Source organism: Carnobacterium sp. 1290_CSPC (assembly GCF_001053265.1).
Classification (GTDB): Bacteria; Bacillota; Bacilli; order Lactobacillales; family Aerococcaceae; genus Aerococcus; species Aerococcus urinaeequi.
This window is the reverse complement of the sequence record NZ_JVVG01000023.1, coordinates 26,461-43,853: the sequence shown is the minus strand read 5'-3', so window position 1 is coordinate 43,853 and position 17,393 is coordinate 26,461. Positions and strand designations below refer to the sequence as shown.

General features: G+C 39.4%; 14 protein-coding genes and 1 riboswitch. Of the genes, 3 read left to right on the top strand and 11 right to left on the bottom strand.

Going from position 1 to position 17,393, the window contains the following annotated elements; translation table 11 throughout:
- Positions 1-308: 308 nt before the first annotated feature.
- From AC973_RS01330 to pdhA, 8 genes are all read right to left on the bottom strand, one after another.
- Complete coding sequence (locus tag AC973_RS01330) at positions 309-1,655, bottom strand: FtsW/RodA/SpoVE family cell cycle protein (protein WP_220456904.1); 1,347 nt, start codon at positions 1,653-1,655, stop codon at positions 309-311.
- Between the two features lie 267 nt (positions 1,656-1,922).
- Entirely contained in the window at positions 1,923-3,758 is a 1,836-nt protein-coding gene (gene typA, locus AC973_RS01325) for a translational GTPase TypA (RefSeq protein ID WP_048726281.1), read from the bottom strand.
- A 236-nt stretch (positions 3,759-3,994) separates the two neighbouring features.
- Complete coding sequence (locus AC973_RS01320) at positions 3,995-4,774, bottom strand: inositol monophosphatase family protein (protein ID WP_048726278.1); 780 nt, start codon at positions 4,772-4,774, stop codon at positions 3,995-3,997.
- Positions 4,775-4,822: 48 nt separating this feature from the next.
- A complete protein-coding gene (locus AC973_RS01315) occupies positions 4,823-5,098 on the bottom strand; it encodes a UPF0223 family protein (RefSeq protein ID WP_048726275.1) in 276 nt (91 codons plus the stop codon).
- Positions 5,099-5,506: 408 nt separating this feature from the next.
- On the bottom strand, positions 5,507-6,919 hold the full coding sequence (lpdA, locus tag AC973_RS01310; protein ID WP_016896707.1) for a dihydrolipoyl dehydrogenase: 1,413 nt from the start codon (positions 6,917-6,919) through the stop codon (positions 5,507-5,509).
- 7 nt (positions 6,920-6,926) lie between these two features.
- Complete coding sequence (locus tag AC973_RS01305) at positions 6,927-8,576, bottom strand: 2-oxo acid dehydrogenase subunit E2 (protein ID WP_048726272.1); 1,650 nt, start codon at positions 8,574-8,576, stop codon at positions 6,927-6,929.
- Between the two features lie 92 nt (positions 8,577-8,668).
- Entirely contained in the window at positions 8,669-9,646 is a 978-nt protein-coding gene (locus AC973_RS01300) for an alpha-ketoacid dehydrogenase subunit beta (RefSeq protein WP_048726269.1), read from the bottom strand.
- Positions 9,647-9,648: 2 nt separating this feature from the next.
- Positions 9,649-10,752, bottom strand: a complete 1,104-nt coding sequence (gene pdhA, locus AC973_RS01295; RefSeq protein WP_048726379.1) for a pyruvate dehydrogenase (acetyl-transferring) E1 component subunit alpha — start codon at positions 10,750-10,752, stop codon at positions 9,649-9,651.
- A 389-nt stretch (positions 10,753-11,141) separates the two neighbouring features.
- On the opposite strand from pdhA, the gene def reads away from it, so the two are divergent.
- Positions 11,142-11,714, top strand: coding sequence for a peptide deformylase (gene def / locus AC973_RS01290; RefSeq protein ID WP_016896703.1), 573 nt, complete (start codon positions 11,142-11,144; stop codon positions 11,712-11,714).
- 69 nt (positions 11,715-11,783) lie between these two features.
- Here def and coaBC read toward each other — a convergent pair whose 3' ends face one another.
- Together coaBC and thrC are read right to left on the bottom strand one after the other, a co-directional pair.
- Positions 11,784-12,995 carry a bifunctional phosphopantothenoylcysteine decarboxylase/phosphopantothenate--cysteine ligase CoaBC gene (gene coaBC / locus AC973_RS01285; protein ID WP_048726266.1) on the bottom strand — a complete coding sequence of 404 codons (1,212 nt, stop codon included), beginning with the start codon at positions 12,993-12,995 and terminating at the stop codon, positions 11,784-11,786.
- 23 nt (positions 12,996-13,018) lie between these two features.
- A complete protein-coding gene (thrC, locus tag AC973_RS01280; RefSeq protein WP_048726263.1) occupies positions 13,019-14,509 on the bottom strand; it encodes a threonine synthase in 1,491 nt (496 codons plus the stop codon).
- A 261-nt stretch (positions 14,510-14,770) separates the two neighbouring features.
- On the opposite strand from thrC, the gene AC973_RS01275 reads away from it, so the two are divergent.
- Entirely contained in the window at positions 14,771-15,406 is a 636-nt protein-coding gene (locus AC973_RS01275) for a 50S ribosomal protein L25 (RefSeq protein WP_016896471.1), read from the top strand.
- Between the two features lie 613 nt (positions 15,407-16,019).
- On the opposite strand, the gene thiT is transcribed toward AC973_RS01275, so the two are convergent.
- The gene (thiT, locus tag AC973_RS01270) at positions 16,020-16,583 is read right to left on the bottom strand and encodes an energy-coupled thiamine transporter ThiT (protein ID WP_016896470.1); all 564 of its coding nucleotides are present in this window, start codon (positions 16,581-16,583) and stop codon (positions 16,020-16,022) included.
- A gap of 147 nt (positions 16,584-16,730) precedes the next feature.
- Positions 16,731-16,827, bottom strand: a riboswitch (TPP riboswitch).
- A 208-nt stretch (positions 16,828-17,035) separates the two neighbouring features.
- Between thiT and AC973_RS01265 the strand changes: the two genes are divergently transcribed.
- Positions 17,036-17,359 carry an iron-sulfur cluster biosynthesis family protein gene (locus AC973_RS01265; protein ID WP_016896469.1) on the top strand — a complete coding sequence of 108 codons (324 nt, stop codon included), beginning with the start codon at positions 17,036-17,038 and terminating at the stop codon, positions 17,357-17,359.
- The last annotated feature ends 34 nt before the right edge of the window (positions 17,360-17,393 follow it).

Sequence of the window (17,393 nt, the reverse complement as noted above, 5' to 3'; positions counted from 1 at the left end):
AAGTCATTTAGGTATCTTTATCAAAAATCCCCGTTAGGAATGGTATTAAGGCCCTAAGAGATAGACACCTACATCCTCAGTATCGTTCTCTTAATGTATATCAGAATAATGAAAGAATTTCGTTTGATAAAGCTTAACAGCATCAGTCAAATGTAATAAAAACCCTTATTGGCAATCGCTTTTAGAATCTACCTTTGCATTTACTTAATTTGCAAGTTTATTTCTGGATAAAAATGAAATGATTTTCAATTTTATCCGTAAATATAAAAAAAACAGACCTTTTAAAAGATCTGCTCTTAGAGATGATGTTATTTTTCATTTTCAGCCAGACTATTTTGATGAGCTTGCTTCTTTTTCATCTGGAGACTACGCCGCCATGAACGATCAGAGGCGATGACGGATAAGGCGATACCTGTCATTATACTCGTTACAAGAAGGCTAGACCCTCCATAAGACATGAAGGGGAAGGTAACACCTGTTAAGGGAATTAAGCCTAATACCCCACCCAAGTTTACAAAAGCTTGAATTAAAAAGTATGAACCAACACCAACAAGAACGGTTTGGTCAAATATACGGCGCATTTTAATAGCCTTGTGGAAGATATAAACCACTAGTGAAAAGTACAAGACAAGTACAAGCATCACGCCCCACAAACCAAATTCCTCTCCAATAATTGCCATAATAAAATCATTATGCGCTTCAGGCAAGTAGCCAAGTTTTTGGATAGAGTTTCCTGCACCACGGCCAAGGATCCCACCATTTGATAAGGCATAATAGCCATAAACTAATTGCAGTCCTGTATCCTGTGCATCCGCGAATGGATTAATAAAAGAGGTAAAGCGGGCAATCTGATAATTATCTATATGCGATAAATCAAATAGATTCAAGACAATAATAACTGCGATATACATAATAATTGCTATTAGAACTGTTTTGGTCAGCCATTTCATTGTTAGACCTGAATTCAATAGGAGGATGACAAATAAAGACCCAAGAATGAGCACCCCACCTACATCAGGGAAGAAGAATACGAGCGTTAACCAAATACCAATAGCTGCCGTCTCTTTTTTGTAATGAGTAATCAATTTAAATGGACTGTTTATTTCAGCAATCTCCGCCTGAACTTCATCTTTAGCTAAAAAATTCGCTACTAAGATAACCAAGGCAGGTTTTGCAAACTCGACGGGTTGAATGGAGAAGGCGCCTACGCCAATCCAACCTTGAGCCCCATTAATAGTTTCCCCAAATATGAAGGTAAAAACTAATAGGACTGTGATACCTAAATATAACATCCTTTGAAAACGTTGATGTCGCCATATTTCTGGCTTGATAATATAAATTATAATGATAGCTAACATACCCACAACCGCAAAGCCGCCCTGTCTCACTAAATAGTAGTATGTAGGCAGTCCAGATGATGTAGCTAGGTAGGATGAAGCAGTTGTCACCATCAGTAACCCAATTATTAATAACAAGCCATATAGTATCAAAATCTTTCCGTTTAAATCCTCACAATGCGCAAGTATTCGCTGAAACGTGCTTGGTCCACCTTTAACTTGTTTGCCTTTTTTACGTTCTTTTTTTGCTTGTTTCTTTACTTTCGCTTCTTTTTGTTTTTGCTTATTTGATTGGGCTTTTTTTTCCTTGGATTCCATTGACACAATCGCCCTCCTTTATGGATTTTAAATGATGCCATACATTTATTGCTACTAGAAGTCAGTATTGGTATAGATAACCATGACTCAGTTATCCATTATAGCATAATCCGCTTCTACATTAACGGCATCCTATTTCATTTTATAAAAAATAAAAGAGGTTTTAGCACCTGATCTACTACTCAATCTACATCTCAAAAAAAAGGCGTAGACAATTTGTCCACGCCTTATCATCTTATTTACTTCTATACCCTCATTGAGTATTGATTAACTTAGATTCTTTTTCTTAGCTGATTTTGCACGTTCAGCTTCGTTTAAAATTGATTTACGTAAACGAATGCTTTCTGGTGTTACTTCACAGTACTCATCTTCATTCATGAATTCTAATGATTCTTCAAGTGTCAGTAGTTTCGGTGTTTTGATTGAAGCTGTTTGGTCTTTGTTTGAAGAACGAACATTAGTTAAGTTTTTAGAACGGATAATGTTTACAACAATATCTTTTTCACGTGTACTTTCACCAACAATCATACCACCGTATACTTGTGTACCTGGGTTAACAAAGATTGTACCACGGTCCTCAACTTGCATGATACCGTAAGTAGTTGCTTTACCAGTATCAGTTGATACTAAGGCACCGTTACGACGACCACCGATTGGCTCGTTGATGTATGGTGCATAGTGGTCAAATGTATGGTTCAAGATACCGTAACCATGTGTTAATGACATGAAGTAAGTTGTGAAACCAATCATACCACGAGCTGGTACATGGTAAGTTAAACGAGTTGTACCTAGACCTGTAGAGATCATGTCTACCATAGTACCACGACGTTGGTTTAAGGCGTCGATAATTGAACCTTGGTATTCTTCAGGTGTATCGATTTGAACTAACTCGAACGGTTCAGATTTCACGCCGTCGATGTTACGGATGATAACTTCTGGACGAGATACTTGTAACTCGTAACCTTCACGACGCATGTTTTCAATCAAGATAGACAAGTGAAGCTCACCACGACCTGAAACAATCCATGCATCCGGAGATTCTGTATTGTCTACTCGTAATGAAACGTCAGTATGTAATTCGTAACGTAAACGTTCTTCTAGTTTACGAGAAGTTACGTGTTTACCTTCTTGACCTGCGAATGGTGAATCGTTTGTTAAGAAAGTCATTTGTAATGTTGGTTCATCAATACGTAATGGCTCTAAAGCCTCTTTGATGCTTGAATCTACAACTGTTTCCCCAACGAAAATATCTTCCATACCAGAAACGGCAATAAGCTCTCCGGCTTTCGCTTCGTTAATTTCAACACGCTCTAAACCTAAGAAACCAAATAGTTTTGTTACACGGAAGTTTTTCTCAGTTCCGTCAAGTTTCATTAAGGTAACTTGGTCCCCTACACGGATAGTACCGCGGAATACACGACCAATACCGATACGACCAACATAGTCGTTATAGTCTAGTAATGATACTTGGAATTGTAAACCTTCTTCAGAGTTATCAACTGGTGCTGGGATTTCATCAAGAATTGTATCGAAGATTGGGTCCATTGTTTCTGATTGGTCAGCTGGATCGTCAGAAAGACTTGAAGTACCACTTAAAGCTGAAGCGTATACTACTGGGAAGTCTAACATTTCATCATCTGCACCTAATTCGATAAACAAGTCTAATACTTCGTCAACAACTTCTGATGGACGAGCTGATGGTTTATCAATTTTGTTTACAACAACGATTGGTGTTAAGTTCGCTTCGAACGCTTTTTTCAATACAAAACGCGTTTGCGGCATTGTACCTTCATAAGCATCTACAACTAAAACTACACCGTCTACCATTGTCATGATACGCTCAACTTCACCACCGAAGTCCGCATGTCCTGGAGTATCCATGATGTTAATGTGGTGACCCTTGTAGTTTACAGCTGTATTCTTAGCTAGGATGGTGATACCACGTTCTTTCTCGATATCGTTAGAGTCCATTGCACGCTCATCAATTTTTGTACGTTCATCTAAAGTATCTGATTGTTCCAACAATTGGTTAACCAAAGTAGTTTTACCGTGGTCAACGTGGGCAATGATTGCAACATTACGAATATCTTCACGTTTTGCCATTTTTAAAAATTCCTCCATTTATATAATAAATACAAAATTTGTATCAATTATTTGTCAAGTTTATGAAACCGTTTTACCGTAAAACCCATAGTTATAAACTTTAACAAAGTTTCTCGTAATAAAACCGCCATAATATCGTATCACTTATCAATTGAAATTACTAGTTTTTTCGATTATGTCGACCAAATAAATCACAAAGTTCAAGCCCCTCTTGATATGAAAAGTACAATGCTTGCTTATCTTGAACCCTTCAGATTTTCAATCATTCGTCGGTATGCTGACGGGTAGGCTGCTAATACCCGATTTTGGTTTAATAAATCAACCGGTTCGCCAGTAAATTGCGACACTTGAATGCCCACTTCGTTTGCCAAGACTTGGCCGGCAGCAATATCCCAGGGTTGCAGCCTCGGTGATACGTAAGCGGCGATTTCACCCTTCAACAAGGCGATGATTTCAATGCCCGCTGACCCATAAATGCGAAGACCCATAGATTCTTTGACTAGTTCTTGTACTTTATAGGCGTCAGTCATTACCATGCCCCCATTGACCGCGATCAAGGAGTCTTTTAGGATTTTGTCCTTGAATGGTGGTTGAAAGACTTGGCCGTTTCGTTTAATGCCTTGACCAGCGGTGGCTTCAAAGTAATCGTCATTCATCACGTCGTACACGACACCTAGCTTTCCAAGGCCGTCTTCGTAGTAAGCGACCATGATGGCAAAGTGATTTTGTTGTAAGACAAAATTGGCTGTCCCATCGATAGGGTCTACAATCCACACACCGCCAGCCAGATTGGACGGTGTGTCCCCCATTTTCTCCTCACCGATATAACGGTCATCTGGAAAGTTCTCTGCAATCTTCTGTCTAAATAATAATTCGACTTCCTTATCTACACTGGTGACCAAATCTTTTCGGTTTGATTTACTCTGGATTTCGATTTCACCATCCAATTGATCATGTATGTAAGCTGTTGCTTCTTCAATCCACTCTCTCACCAATGCTGCCCGCACTTCTAACATCTATTAACATGCCTCCTACTTTACTTACAACACTTTACCATTTCACCCTTATGGCATTGAAATGGATTTTGTTTCTAAATTTCTAGCTTTTTTGATCGTGCCATAAAGTTGATAGCCAGAAATCTTTTCAAAGCTATTGGCTAATTGTTTTTCTTCCATTTTGCTTGGCACAACTTGCTTAAAAGCCTTATATCTACTCAACAATTCTTCGCGGTTGATGCTTGATTCATAAGCTTGTTCCAAGCCATTCCACATTTTTACCACAATCGCCATTTCTTCACTCGTCCAATCTAAATCGATCGGATATTGATAATTGTTAGACATCGTATTCCTCCGCTTTTGTTTTCATCTTTATTATAGCGGAAAATATGTAAAAGAGATAACTTAGCCATCAGTTTTTCAAGTTTTCATTGCACTTTAATGCTAGTACCCTATTATTTGGCGCTATACCATTCGCATTTGTTTTAACCTTTGGACTGATCTTTACACCTAGTTTTCTGCAAATATTGCACAAGGAGCTCAAACCATTATGGCAGATGCTAGTTTATATTTGAGGCTGATATTGGTTGGCTTTCCTTTTACCTTTATTCAAATTTCTTTTAGAGGCTTTTTTTAATATAAAATTCAAAGAACTCATTTGGTATAAAGTCAAAAAAAAAAAAATCCCGCGTAAGTTAAACTTACACGGGATTTTCTCGTCTGAATATTCAAATTGTGATTCATTAAAATGGCCTACATGTGAATTGGCATACCCAATAATCCTTCAGCTGCATCCATTACAGCTTCAGATAATGTAGGGTGACCGTGGATTGTTAAGGCAATGTCTTCTGCGTTCATGCCTGCTTCGATTGCTAAACCAACTTCAGCCATAACGTCTGAAGCGGAGATACCAACCATTTGCGCGCCAACTAATACGTCATCTTCTTTAGTCGCTACTAAACGGATGAAACCTTGGCCAGCGTTTAATGATAATGCACGACCGTTACCCGCTAGTGGGAATTTCACAGTTTTCACGTCTAAACCTTGATCTTTAGCTTCTTTTTCAGTTAAACCGTAAGAAGCTAATTCAGGTGTAGTGTAAGCTACCGATGGCATTACTTTGTAGTCGATAGCTGCTGGTTTACCTGATATTGCTTCTGCAGCAATCTTACCTTCGTAAGATGCTTTATGTGCTAAAGCAGCACCAGGAGTGATATCACCGATTGCGAAGAAGTTTTTCACTGAAGTACGACCTTGATTATCAACTTTCACTAAACCACGTTCAGTTAACTCAACCCCAATTGCTTCTAAACCTAAATCAGCAGTATTCGCACGACGGCCAACAGATACCAATACGTAGTCAGCAGTGATTTCTTTAGCTTCACCTTTAACTTCGTACTTAACTGTTACTGAGTCACCGTTGTCTACGGCTTCTTTGGCCATAGCGTTGACAGTTGTTTCGATTCCGATGTTCTTCATTTCTTTTTCTACAACTTTTACCATATCTTTTTCAAATGTTGGTAATAATTGGGGAGAACCTTCTAAGATTGTTACCTTAGAACCTAGGTTAGCGTAAGCCATACCTAATTCAGAACCGATAACCCCGCCACCGATAACAACTAAGCTTTCAGGAACTTCTTCAAAGTTTAAAGCGCCTGTTGAATCTACAACACGGCCACCAAATTTGAATCCTGGGATTTGGATTGGTGTAGAACCTGTTGCAACGATTGCGTTGTTGAATGAGTATAATTGGTGAGAATCATCGTCACCCATTACAGTAAATTCATTTTCGTTGTTGAAGTAAGCTTCACCACGGATGATTTCAACTTTGTTCTTTTTAAGTAACATTTCAACACCAGAAGTTAAAGTATTTACTACTGTATTGTTCTTCCAGTCTTGTGTTTGCGCGAAGTCTAATTTAACGTCTCCAGAAGTTACACCAAAGACAGCATCGCCGCCTTTAGCGTTATGGTAAGCATGACCAGCTTGGATCAAGGCTTTAGATGGAATACATCCAACGTTTAAGCAGACACCACCGATGAACTCACGTTCAACGATAGCTACTTTTTGGCCCAATTGCGCGGCACGGATGGCAGCTACATAGCCCCCAGGTCCAGAACCAACAACAACTGTATCTAATTCAATTGCGAATGCGCCTACTACCATTCTAAAATCATCCTTCCATTAATAATAATTCAGGGTCAGCCATTAAACGAGCGATTTCATTAAGCGCTTGTTGACCTGTTGCACCATCAACGATACGGTGGTCAAATGTTAATGATAATTTCAATACGCGACCAGCAACAACTTCACCATCATCGTTAACTACTGGTTCAGATTTGATTGCACCGAAACCTAAGATTGCTGTTTCTGGGTAGTTTAAGATTGGTGTGAAGAATTCACCACCAACAGAACCGATGTTAGAGATAGATACTGTACCGTCAGCCATGTCTGGACCTTTAAGTTCGCCAGCGTGTGCTTTAGCAGCATTTTCGTTGATGATATCAGCGATATCAAACATTGAACGAGTGTCTGCATTCTTGATGTTTGGTACGTATAAACCAGCATCTGTATCTGTTGCGATACCAATATTGTAGTAATGTTTGTGTACAAACTCTTGGCTTGCATCGTCAACTGACGCGTTTAATTGAGGGTATTTCTTAACTGCAGCAATTAAAGCTTTAACTGCGTATGGTAAGAATGTCAATTTAGTACCACGTTCAGCCGCAACGTTTTTGAATTTCTTACGGTGATCCCATAATTTAGAAACTTCAACGTCTTTGAACAATGTAACAGATGGTGCTGTATGGTTAGCAGTATCCATTGCTTTAGCGATTGCTTTACGCATTGGTGTCATCTTGATACGTTCTACGCGGTCTGAGTTGTCAGCAACTGCGGCAGCTTTCTTAGCTGGTTTAGCTGCTGGTGCTTCTGTTGTCGCTGCAGCTTGAGCAGTTTCAGTAGCAGGTGCTTCAGGCGCAACATTTGCTGCGCCGTTAAAGTTGGCAACATCTTCACGTAAGACACGACCATTTTTACCAGTACCAGCAACAGCTGTAATGTCAACACCTTGCTCACGCGCAAATTGACGTACAGAAGGCATTGCTAATACGCGTTTGTTAGGGTCTGAAGCAACTGGTACATTACCAGCCGATGCGTTTGTAGATACGCCAGCTGCTGGATCCGCCGCTTTAGTTTCTTGTGCAGGTGATTCTGGTGTAGAAACTGGTGCTGATGCTTCTGAGTTATGACCAGGTGCATCAATTTCAGCTAATACATCACCAACGTTAGCAACCGTTCCAGCTTCAACTAAGATACGAACGATCTTACCTGTTACAGGAGAAGCTACTTCTTCAACTGATTTATCGTTTTGGATTTCAACTAATGAATCTTCTTCATTTACTTCGTCGCCTTCAGCAACCAACCAAGAAACGATTTCACCTTCAGCCATACCTTCACCAACGTCTGGTAAAGTGAATTGGTATACGCCGCCACCTGTTGCAGGTGCAGCTGGTGCTTCCGCTGTTGGTGCAGGTGCTGCAGCTTCTTCTGCAGGCGCTGATGCAGCTGCGTTGTCTTCTAATCCTTCACCTTCAAAAGTGATTAATGGTGTACCAACAATGGCAACATCACCTTCACTGTAATGTAATTCAGTTACTTTACCTGAAACTGGTGAGTAAATTTCTTCTACTGATTTATCGTTTTGGATTTCAACGATTGGATCTTCTTCGTTGACTTGGTCGCCTACAGCTACTAGCCATGAAACGATTTCACCTTCCGCCATACCTTCGCCGACATCTGGTAAATTAAATACAAAGGCCATATTTTTAATTCATCCCTTCTAATTTGAGCTTAAAGTTTATATTTTAACAAGTAATAAAGGGGGCTGTGACATCAGTGTCACGCCCCTAATTACTATTTACCTGTAATTTCGTTAGCAGTCGCAACAATATCAGTTGCATTTGGCAACCAAGCATTTTCAGCCATACCAAATGGGAACACTGTATCTGGCGCAGCTACGACTTTAATAGGTTCTTCTAGAGATAGAATGCTACGTTGAGAAATTTCTGAAGCTACTTTATCGGCAACACCTGCTTGACGTTGTGCTTCTTGTACGATTACTACGCGACCAGTTTTTTCAACTGATTTTGTAATTGTTTCCATATCTAATGGAGAAACTGTACGTAAGTCAACGATTTCAACAGAAACGCCATTTTTAGCTATTTCTTCAGCCGCTTTGATTGCTTCACGAACCATGTAGCCATAAGCAATGATTGTTACATCAGAACCTTCTTGAACTAGGTTAGCTTTACCAATTTCTAACTCGTATTGTTCTTCAGGGACTTCTTCACGGAATGAGCGGTAAAGTTTCATATGCTCTAAGAATAATACTGGGTCGTTATCACGAATAGCAGCTGTTAATAAACCTTTTGCATCGCGTGGGTTTGATGGAATAACAACTTTCAATCCAGGTGTCTGTGCCATTAAACCTTCTAATGAGTCCGCATGCATTTCTGGTGTATGCACACCACCACCAAATGGTGAACGGATAGTGATAGGTAAGTTACGAGTTTGGCCCATACGAAAACGTGTACGGTTCATTTGACCAGCAATTGAGTCAAATACTTCAAATACGAAACCAAAGAATTGGATTTCCATCACTGGACGGAATCCGTGTAATGCCATACCAATTGCCATACCACCGATAGCTGATTCAGATAATGGTGTATCGCTTAAACGTTCTTCGCCATATTTGTCGAATAATCCTTTGGTCGCACGGAAAACACCACCGTTTTTACCAACGTCTTCACCAAAAATATATACTTTTTCATCACGAGCCATTTCTTGGTCTAGCGCTTCAGTGATTGCTTCGATCATTGTTAAGTTAGCCATAATTATTTAGCCTCCTTTGCTGAATATGCTTCAATTTGTTCTTGAATATTTTGTCCAGGCACTTCGAACATGTTTTCTAAGAATTGAGTAACTGTTTGTTTAGGTGCCATGTCAGCTTCTTTCGCAGCTTCTTTGATTTCTTCACGAACTTGTTCTACATATTCATTTTCGATTTCTTCAGACCATAGGCCTTTTCCTTCTAAGAATACACGCATACGGATTAACGGTTCACGTTTAGTCCAGCTGTCGATGTCTTCTTGCGTACGGTAGATCTTAGGATCATCACCTGAAGTAGAATGAGCGCCTAAACGGTTTGTAACTGTTTCAATTAAAACAGGTCCATTACCAGCTAATGCCCATTCTCGTGCTTGTTTAGATACAGCGTAAACTGCTAAAGCATCGTTACCGTCTACTTGAACACCTGGGATACCTACAGATACAGCTTTTTGTGCTAAAGTTTCAGCAGCTGTTTGTTTGTAACGAGGTGTTGAAATTGCAAAACCGTTGTTTTGGATAAAGAATACGACTGGTGCCTTATACCGAGAAGCATAGTTCATACCTTCGTATACATCACCTTGAGATGAACCACCGTCACCTGTATATGTAAATGTTACAGCTTTGTCACCATTTAATTTTTGTGCACGAGCAGACCCCATCGCTTGGATGTATTGTGCACCAATGATAATTTGTGGTGGCAATGCATTTAGATCAGCTGGGTAGTTGTTACCTTCAACATGTCCACGAGACCATAAGAATGCTTGAGAGATTTTTAAACCGTGAGCGATTAATTGAGGGATATCACGATATCCTGGGAACAACCAGTCATCTTTTGTAAATGCATAAGAACTTGCCATTTGAGAAGCTTCTTGACCTAAAGTAGGTGCATAGAAACCTAAACGACCTTGTTTTGCCAATGCCATTGAGCGTTCATGAAGTGTACGTGAGAAAACCAACCGTTTCATTAACTCAACTAATTCTTCATCTGATAAATCAGGCATGAAGTCAGGGTTAACAACATTTCCATCTTCATCTAAAATTTGAACCATTTGAAATTGAGCACTGATAGCATCTAGCTGCGCGTCATAATCCACTGGTAATTTAGCCATTTGTAACACATTCCTCTCTTTTATAAAAATTACACATACGATTGTTAATCTGTGTTATTTTATTTACCTTACTGATTTACTTTATCAAATCATGCGAGCCTTTTCAATCTTTTTGCAATTTTTGCAACAAAATCTATTATAATACAGAAACCGCGATTAGAAACCCCTTCCATTGTTAATTTTGTAGTAATCTTTATCTTTTGCCAAATAATAGGACTTTTCAACACATTAAGAAAACAAATGTTTTTAAGGTGTTTACAAACTGTACTAGTCTATTTTTATCTTCTGTTACATATCGTGAATAAGAATACATGATTTGGTATTTTTGCATTCAGGGACTTTTTATGAGAAAATATATCAGTTATGATAGAAGAAAAGGAGTTGTTCAGATGATTACTATGAAAGACATTATTCGCGAAGGACATCCTACCTTACGAAAGAAAGCTGAAAAAATTACTTTCCCAGTTTCTGATGAAATTCGTCAGTTAGCTGATGATATGATGGAGTTTTTACGCAATAGCCAAGATGAAGAATTAGCTGAAAAATATGGTTTACGGGGTGGCGTTGGGATTGCTGCGCCACAATTAGATGTATCTATTCAAATGACTGCCCTATTAGTGCCAGACTTAATGGATCCAGAAAATGCCGAGCCACTATTAAACGGTGTATTCCTAAACCCACGCGTTGTCAGCCACTCTGTTGAAGGTGTTTGCCTTCGCGAAGGTGAAGGTTGTTTATCCGTTGACCGCGACGTACCAGGTTATGTCCCTCGTCACGCCCGCATTACAGTTACTTACAACGATATTGACGGTAATGAATATAAGAAACGTTTCTCTGGCTACCCAGCCATCGTATTGCAACATGAAATTGACCACTTAAATGGGATCATGTTCTACGATCACATCAGTGAAGAAACACCATTCGCCCTTGACGAGCATACCAACTTGTTAGGCGACGAGTAATTTAAGATTAATTACTTATATATATGAAAAAATGATGCTGGATTTCAATTCCGGCATCATTTTTTTGCGTTATTTGAGTTCGTCTTGTATACGGGCTAACAATTCAACTGCTACACCGATTTTACTTTGTCTTTCTAAAGGTCGTTCACTATCTTTAGTGATTAAAGTCACTTGGTTGTCATCTGTATTGAAGCCAATTGTTTGGTCTGAAACGTCATTAGCGACAATCATGTCAACCCCTTTTTTCACTAATTTGTTGCGACCATATTCAATCACCTTTTGCGTTTCAGCTGCAAAACCCACTGTATAATGACCTTCTTTAGGCAGACTAGCTAAAATATCAGGATTTTCGGCCAATTGAATGGTCAACCCATCTTGATTAGATAGCTGGTCTTTTTTCATTTTTTGATCAGCTGGATAGGCAGATCGGTAGTCAGATACAGCGGCAGACATGATAACAATATCCTTGTCTGTGACATGTTTGTGCATGGTGTCATACAATTCTTGAGCTGATTCGACGGTGACCACTTCTATGCCGGGTAGAACAGGCAGATTTTTAGCGTGGTCAGTACGGACTAGGGTCACTTGTCCGCCAGCTAGTGCGGCCGCATTGGCGATAGCCAAACCCATTTTGCCAGAAGAACGGTTGGTCAAGAATCGGACGGGGTCTAATTTCTCGGTAGTCCCGCCGGCTGATACCAGTAGTTTATGCCCGGTTAAATCAAGAGTTTGCCCCTGCTTATCGATGGCAATATAGGCTAATAGGGCTTGGAATACGGCTTCAGGTGCTGGCATCCGGCCCTTTCCTTCATAGCCCTCTGCTAGGAATCCGGTATCTGGTTCTACCACAATATGGCCGTCTAAACGGAGTTGGCTGACGTTACGTTGAGTAGCCTGGTTAGTCCACATTTTCTCGTTCATAGCGGGTACAAATAAGAGTGGCGATTTCAAGGCCAACATCATGGACAATGCTTCGTTATCCGCAATGCCATTGGCAAATTTCCCAATTGTATTGGCGGTTGCTGGCATAACGATGGCGTAGTCAGTCCAATCGGCTAAAGCGATATGGGCCACGGTATCCGGGCAGTGGACACCTTCAACTAATGATGGATATTTGGTTAGGACTTCAAAGGTAAATGGTGTGACAAATTGCTTGGCAGACGGTGTCAAGGCAACGCGCACATTAGCCCCTGCTTTAATGAGGGTACGGACAAAATCTGGGATTTTATACGCAGCGATGCCACCTGTGACAACGACTGTTAAATTTAATCCTTTAAGCATGGTCTCCTCCACTTTCCAATTGGCTAATCTCCAGTTAAAATGCCCACAACTGTTGCCTTCATATCCGCTACAGTCGATACGCGGTTGTGACGTACTTCAGCAGTTTGAATTTCTTTGATGGCATTTGGATAATCGCGATTTCCTGCAGATTTAATGTTGGCTACCAATTCATCGTCAGTCGCATTTTCAACATCTTGTCCAATAGCTGTCAAAACAGCTTGTGGGAACTTGTATGGGCTAGCTGTTGACACAACAACGCTTGGTCCATTTAGGGCATCTTTGGCCTTCAATTTTTGTAGACTCGCTGATGCAACACCAGTATGCGGATCCATTAAATAGTCGTATTCTTGGTATACGCGGTCAATTTCCGCTTTAGTTTGGTCCTCGTCGGCGAATTCGCCAATGAAGGATGCAAATTTCTCGCTCAGGTCAGCTGGGAATTCGTACCGCCCTTTTTCATCTAGGTCATTCATCAAGTCTGACAATTGGGCCACGTCATCCCCTAAAGCGTGGAATAACATCCGTTCGAAGTTACTTGAAACCAAGATATCCATAGATGGTGAAATAGTTAGCTTGAAATCACGGTTTTTGTCGTAAACTCCTGTGTTGAAGAAGTCGTATAAGACAGTGTTATCGTTAGAAGCACAAACCAATTTACCAACTGGTAGGCCTAATTTTTGTGCATAGTAACCAGCTAAGATGTCCCCGAAGTTTCCTGTTGGGACCACAAAGTTGACCGGACTGCCCGCTTCAATTTCTTCGTGTTTCACTAATTGGGCATATGTGTAGAAGTAGTACACCACTTGCGGAATTAAGCGCCCGATATTCATTGAGTTCGCTGATGAGAATTGGATGTTTTCTGCCGCTAAGTCAGCGCGTAAAGCTTCATCGTTAAATAAGCGTTTTACTTCTGTTTGCGCATCATCAAAGTTCCCTTCAATTGCCACCACAAATGTGTTGTCCCCTTTTTGTGTTACCATTTGTTTTTCTTGAATAGTAGAAACCCCACCTTGCGGGTAGAAGACAATAATTTTTGTACCTGGTACATCTGCGAATCCAGCCATTGCTGCCTTACCAGTGTCGCCTGAAGTAGCTGTCAAAATGGCAATCTCTTTGTCATTGGCATTCATTTCAGCTGATTTTTTCATTAAATGAGGTAAGATTTGTAGCGCTAGGTCTTTAAAGGCAATCGTTGGACCGTGGAATAATTCTAAATAGTAGTCTTCGCCAACTTTCGCTAATGGCGCAATTACATCCGTATCGAATTTTTCATCGTAAGCCCCATCGATACATGCTTTTAAATCTGCTTCTGAAAAGTCATCAAAAAAGATAGACATGACAAAATAAGCCAATTCTTGGTAGGTCATCTCTTTTAATTCAGACCAATCAAGGTCAATGCTAGGCCATTCTGTTGGGACATAAAGTCCGCCATCAGTTGCTAGTCCTTGAATAATGGCCTGTGAAGCTGTCACGATATTATCCTGGTTACGTGTACTTTTAAATTGCATCTTAATCCTCCTAAGCGACTCGTTTTACCCTTTTTATCCATACCAGTCACTCTTTATATTTGCTTCATTTTACCACAGAAGGTCCCTTTATGGCAGTGTGGGCTACTTTTTCTCATACTTTTCTATTGAAAAATTCATTACCAATTGTTTGTTTCCTATCAGTTAAAATAGATTTTACTACTCATATGTGTTATTATTAAGTGTGTTTCTAAATTTTTAAATTGTAGGAAACGTAAATACAAACGTATATACTCAGGAGGTATTCGAATGAAATTTACAGCTCAAAAACGTGATGGCGCTGGTACTTCAGCAGCTAAACAATTACGTAAAGAAGACTTAGTTCCCGGCGTTGTGTACGCAAGTGACTTAGATCCAGTTAACATCTCATTGTCAGTATCTGATGTAGAACAAATTCGTCGTGAATTAGGACTTAACTCAGTATTTGATTTAGAGTTAGATGGTAAGACACATACAGTTTACGTACGTGAAATTTCACAATCAGCGTTGAAACCAACTATCTACAACATTTCTTTACAAGCAATCAAAAAAGGTCAAAAACTTGAAATGCCATTATCTATCGTTATTGTTAACGAAGATGCTTTAGCAGATCAAGAAGGTGTAGCTTCTACGACAACACTTGAAATTAACGTTGTTGCTGACCCAGCAACTGCGCCAGATTCAGTTGAAGTTGACGTTACAGGCTTAGCTATTGGTGACTCAGTAACTGCTGGTGACTTAAAACTTGCTAGCGATATTGAATTAGTAACAGATGCTGAAGAGGTTGTTGTAGCTATTTCTGCGCCAGTTGAAGAGCCAGAAGAAGTTGACCCAGATGCAGAAGTTGCTGAACCAGAATTAATCGATGAAAAAGAAGGCCAAATTGTAGAAGATACTGAAAACTAATATTTTTTCAATTCCTTTCATTACATAAGAACCGGAGTGATTTATTTCACTCTGGTTTTTTGTTTTCTTTAAAAATTAGAAATTCTTCGGCTTTCACTTTACCTGTCATGCCTTAAATCCAGCGAGGCCAAGTCCTTAGCCTTGTTCTAAGGGCTTGGCTGATTATCCTACTTCACTGCGACGGCATGCCAGGTAAGTTTCAACCTATATCGGGAATGCTATTCAAAAAAACTGTACTTAAAATTTCTTTTAACTGTAGATCATTTTGAAAAATCTAGTTTATTTTGGACAGTTAGGGGTTACATGAAACGTTGCCTTATTCTGCACTCCCTAAGGATATTATTTCAAGTCATTTTACCGTCAATATATTAATTCGATTTAATAATTCTATCCATTCGCTCTCAAAAACAGTGTCAAACCACTCGTACGCTACTCCGCTATTCAACACAAGATTGATAACGCTACGTAACGCATTATTTAAGAACAATAATTACCAAAGTTGTGCATTTTCACTGCACATTTTCAAAGAATTTACGTCATTAACCAAATAACTACATGCATCAAAAAACAGGGCGTGATTTCTACGTCACGGCCCTGTTTTGCTTGCGGATATTTATTTTTCAACTAGGATAATTTTCTTATTGGTTTTGATTAGTAGGTAAGAAATAGCATAGCACGCGCCCCATGTCGCAAGTCCTGACATGGCGTTCATTACACCTGAGTATACCCATGGGCTCATGCCTTCTGGTGCGAATTGGCCCCAAAAGGCTACACCGGCTAGGAAGTGGACAAAGTATTCTGCAAATATGGCGATGAAAGTTGCTAGTCCTACGTATAGGAATAAGTTTTTTTCATGGTTATTCTTTGCTGCTTCTTGGATTTGTAGGGCAAAAATACCCGCTAATCCAGCTAAGGCAAAGGCAAATATATATTCTATGATACCTTGTACTGGTGTTAAAATACTGGCAAATCCAGAAATAAATTTAATCAGTCCTAACAAGAATCCTGACAATAAACCAGCACGAATCCCTCTTCTAAACGCTACAATATAAATAATGGCTAGTGAAATTTGGACCCCAAAGCTTGGGCCAATTTCAATCGGTATCATTGATACTATAAAAGCAATTACTGCTGCAATAGCAGCCTCGATATTTTCATTTAACTTAACTGATCTCATTTCTTCTTCTCCATTCCTTTGTAAGCACATTGAAAGCTATTTTGAAATATCATCAAAGCAAATAAAAAAATCGCATCTATCACAATTGTGACAAACACGACCTCTCAATGTATTCAACGATTTAACGCATTAAATCATTCACCAACAAATGGCTATTGAACACTTCCTTCCGCCAGTATAAACCGGATCAAGTTATGAGGGTCTGTTTTGAAACATCTCAGCAAAAGCTCCCCTAGTGCATACAAGTATATTATTTCTTTTAGTATATGCTAACCTTGCATCTTTAGCAAGAGGTAACCCAAACATTTTATAATCGTTCTTACTTATTGTATAATAGAAATGAGCGCTGGTTCATCAAAACCACACTATTGTATTAATATCATCAACATGATATATTCTTAAGAACGTATTTTTTGCATTCTTTTATTTTGAGGCCTATGGGGGGATGAAATTTGAAGCTATTTTTTTCGAATAAAGCAATCAATAAATTGCAATCATTATCACAATTTGAACATATTTGTTTAAATGATACACAATATTTACATATTTCTAATGAACAGGAAGTTGACCTGGTTTTGCGGACCAATGAGACGGATTTTTCCGCCTACGACGAGGTACTAGAAACCCATATTGGCCAAGTTCACATAAGAAAGAGTGCTTTAAAATTTTTAGGCCATGATAACCGCATTGATTTCGATGACTTTAGACAAGTTTTCGTTTTAATCGTTGATGGTCATGTAATGAACGATAATATCTACCTACAAAAAGCGTCATAATATATATTATTTTTAACCAAGCGGGCTAGGTATA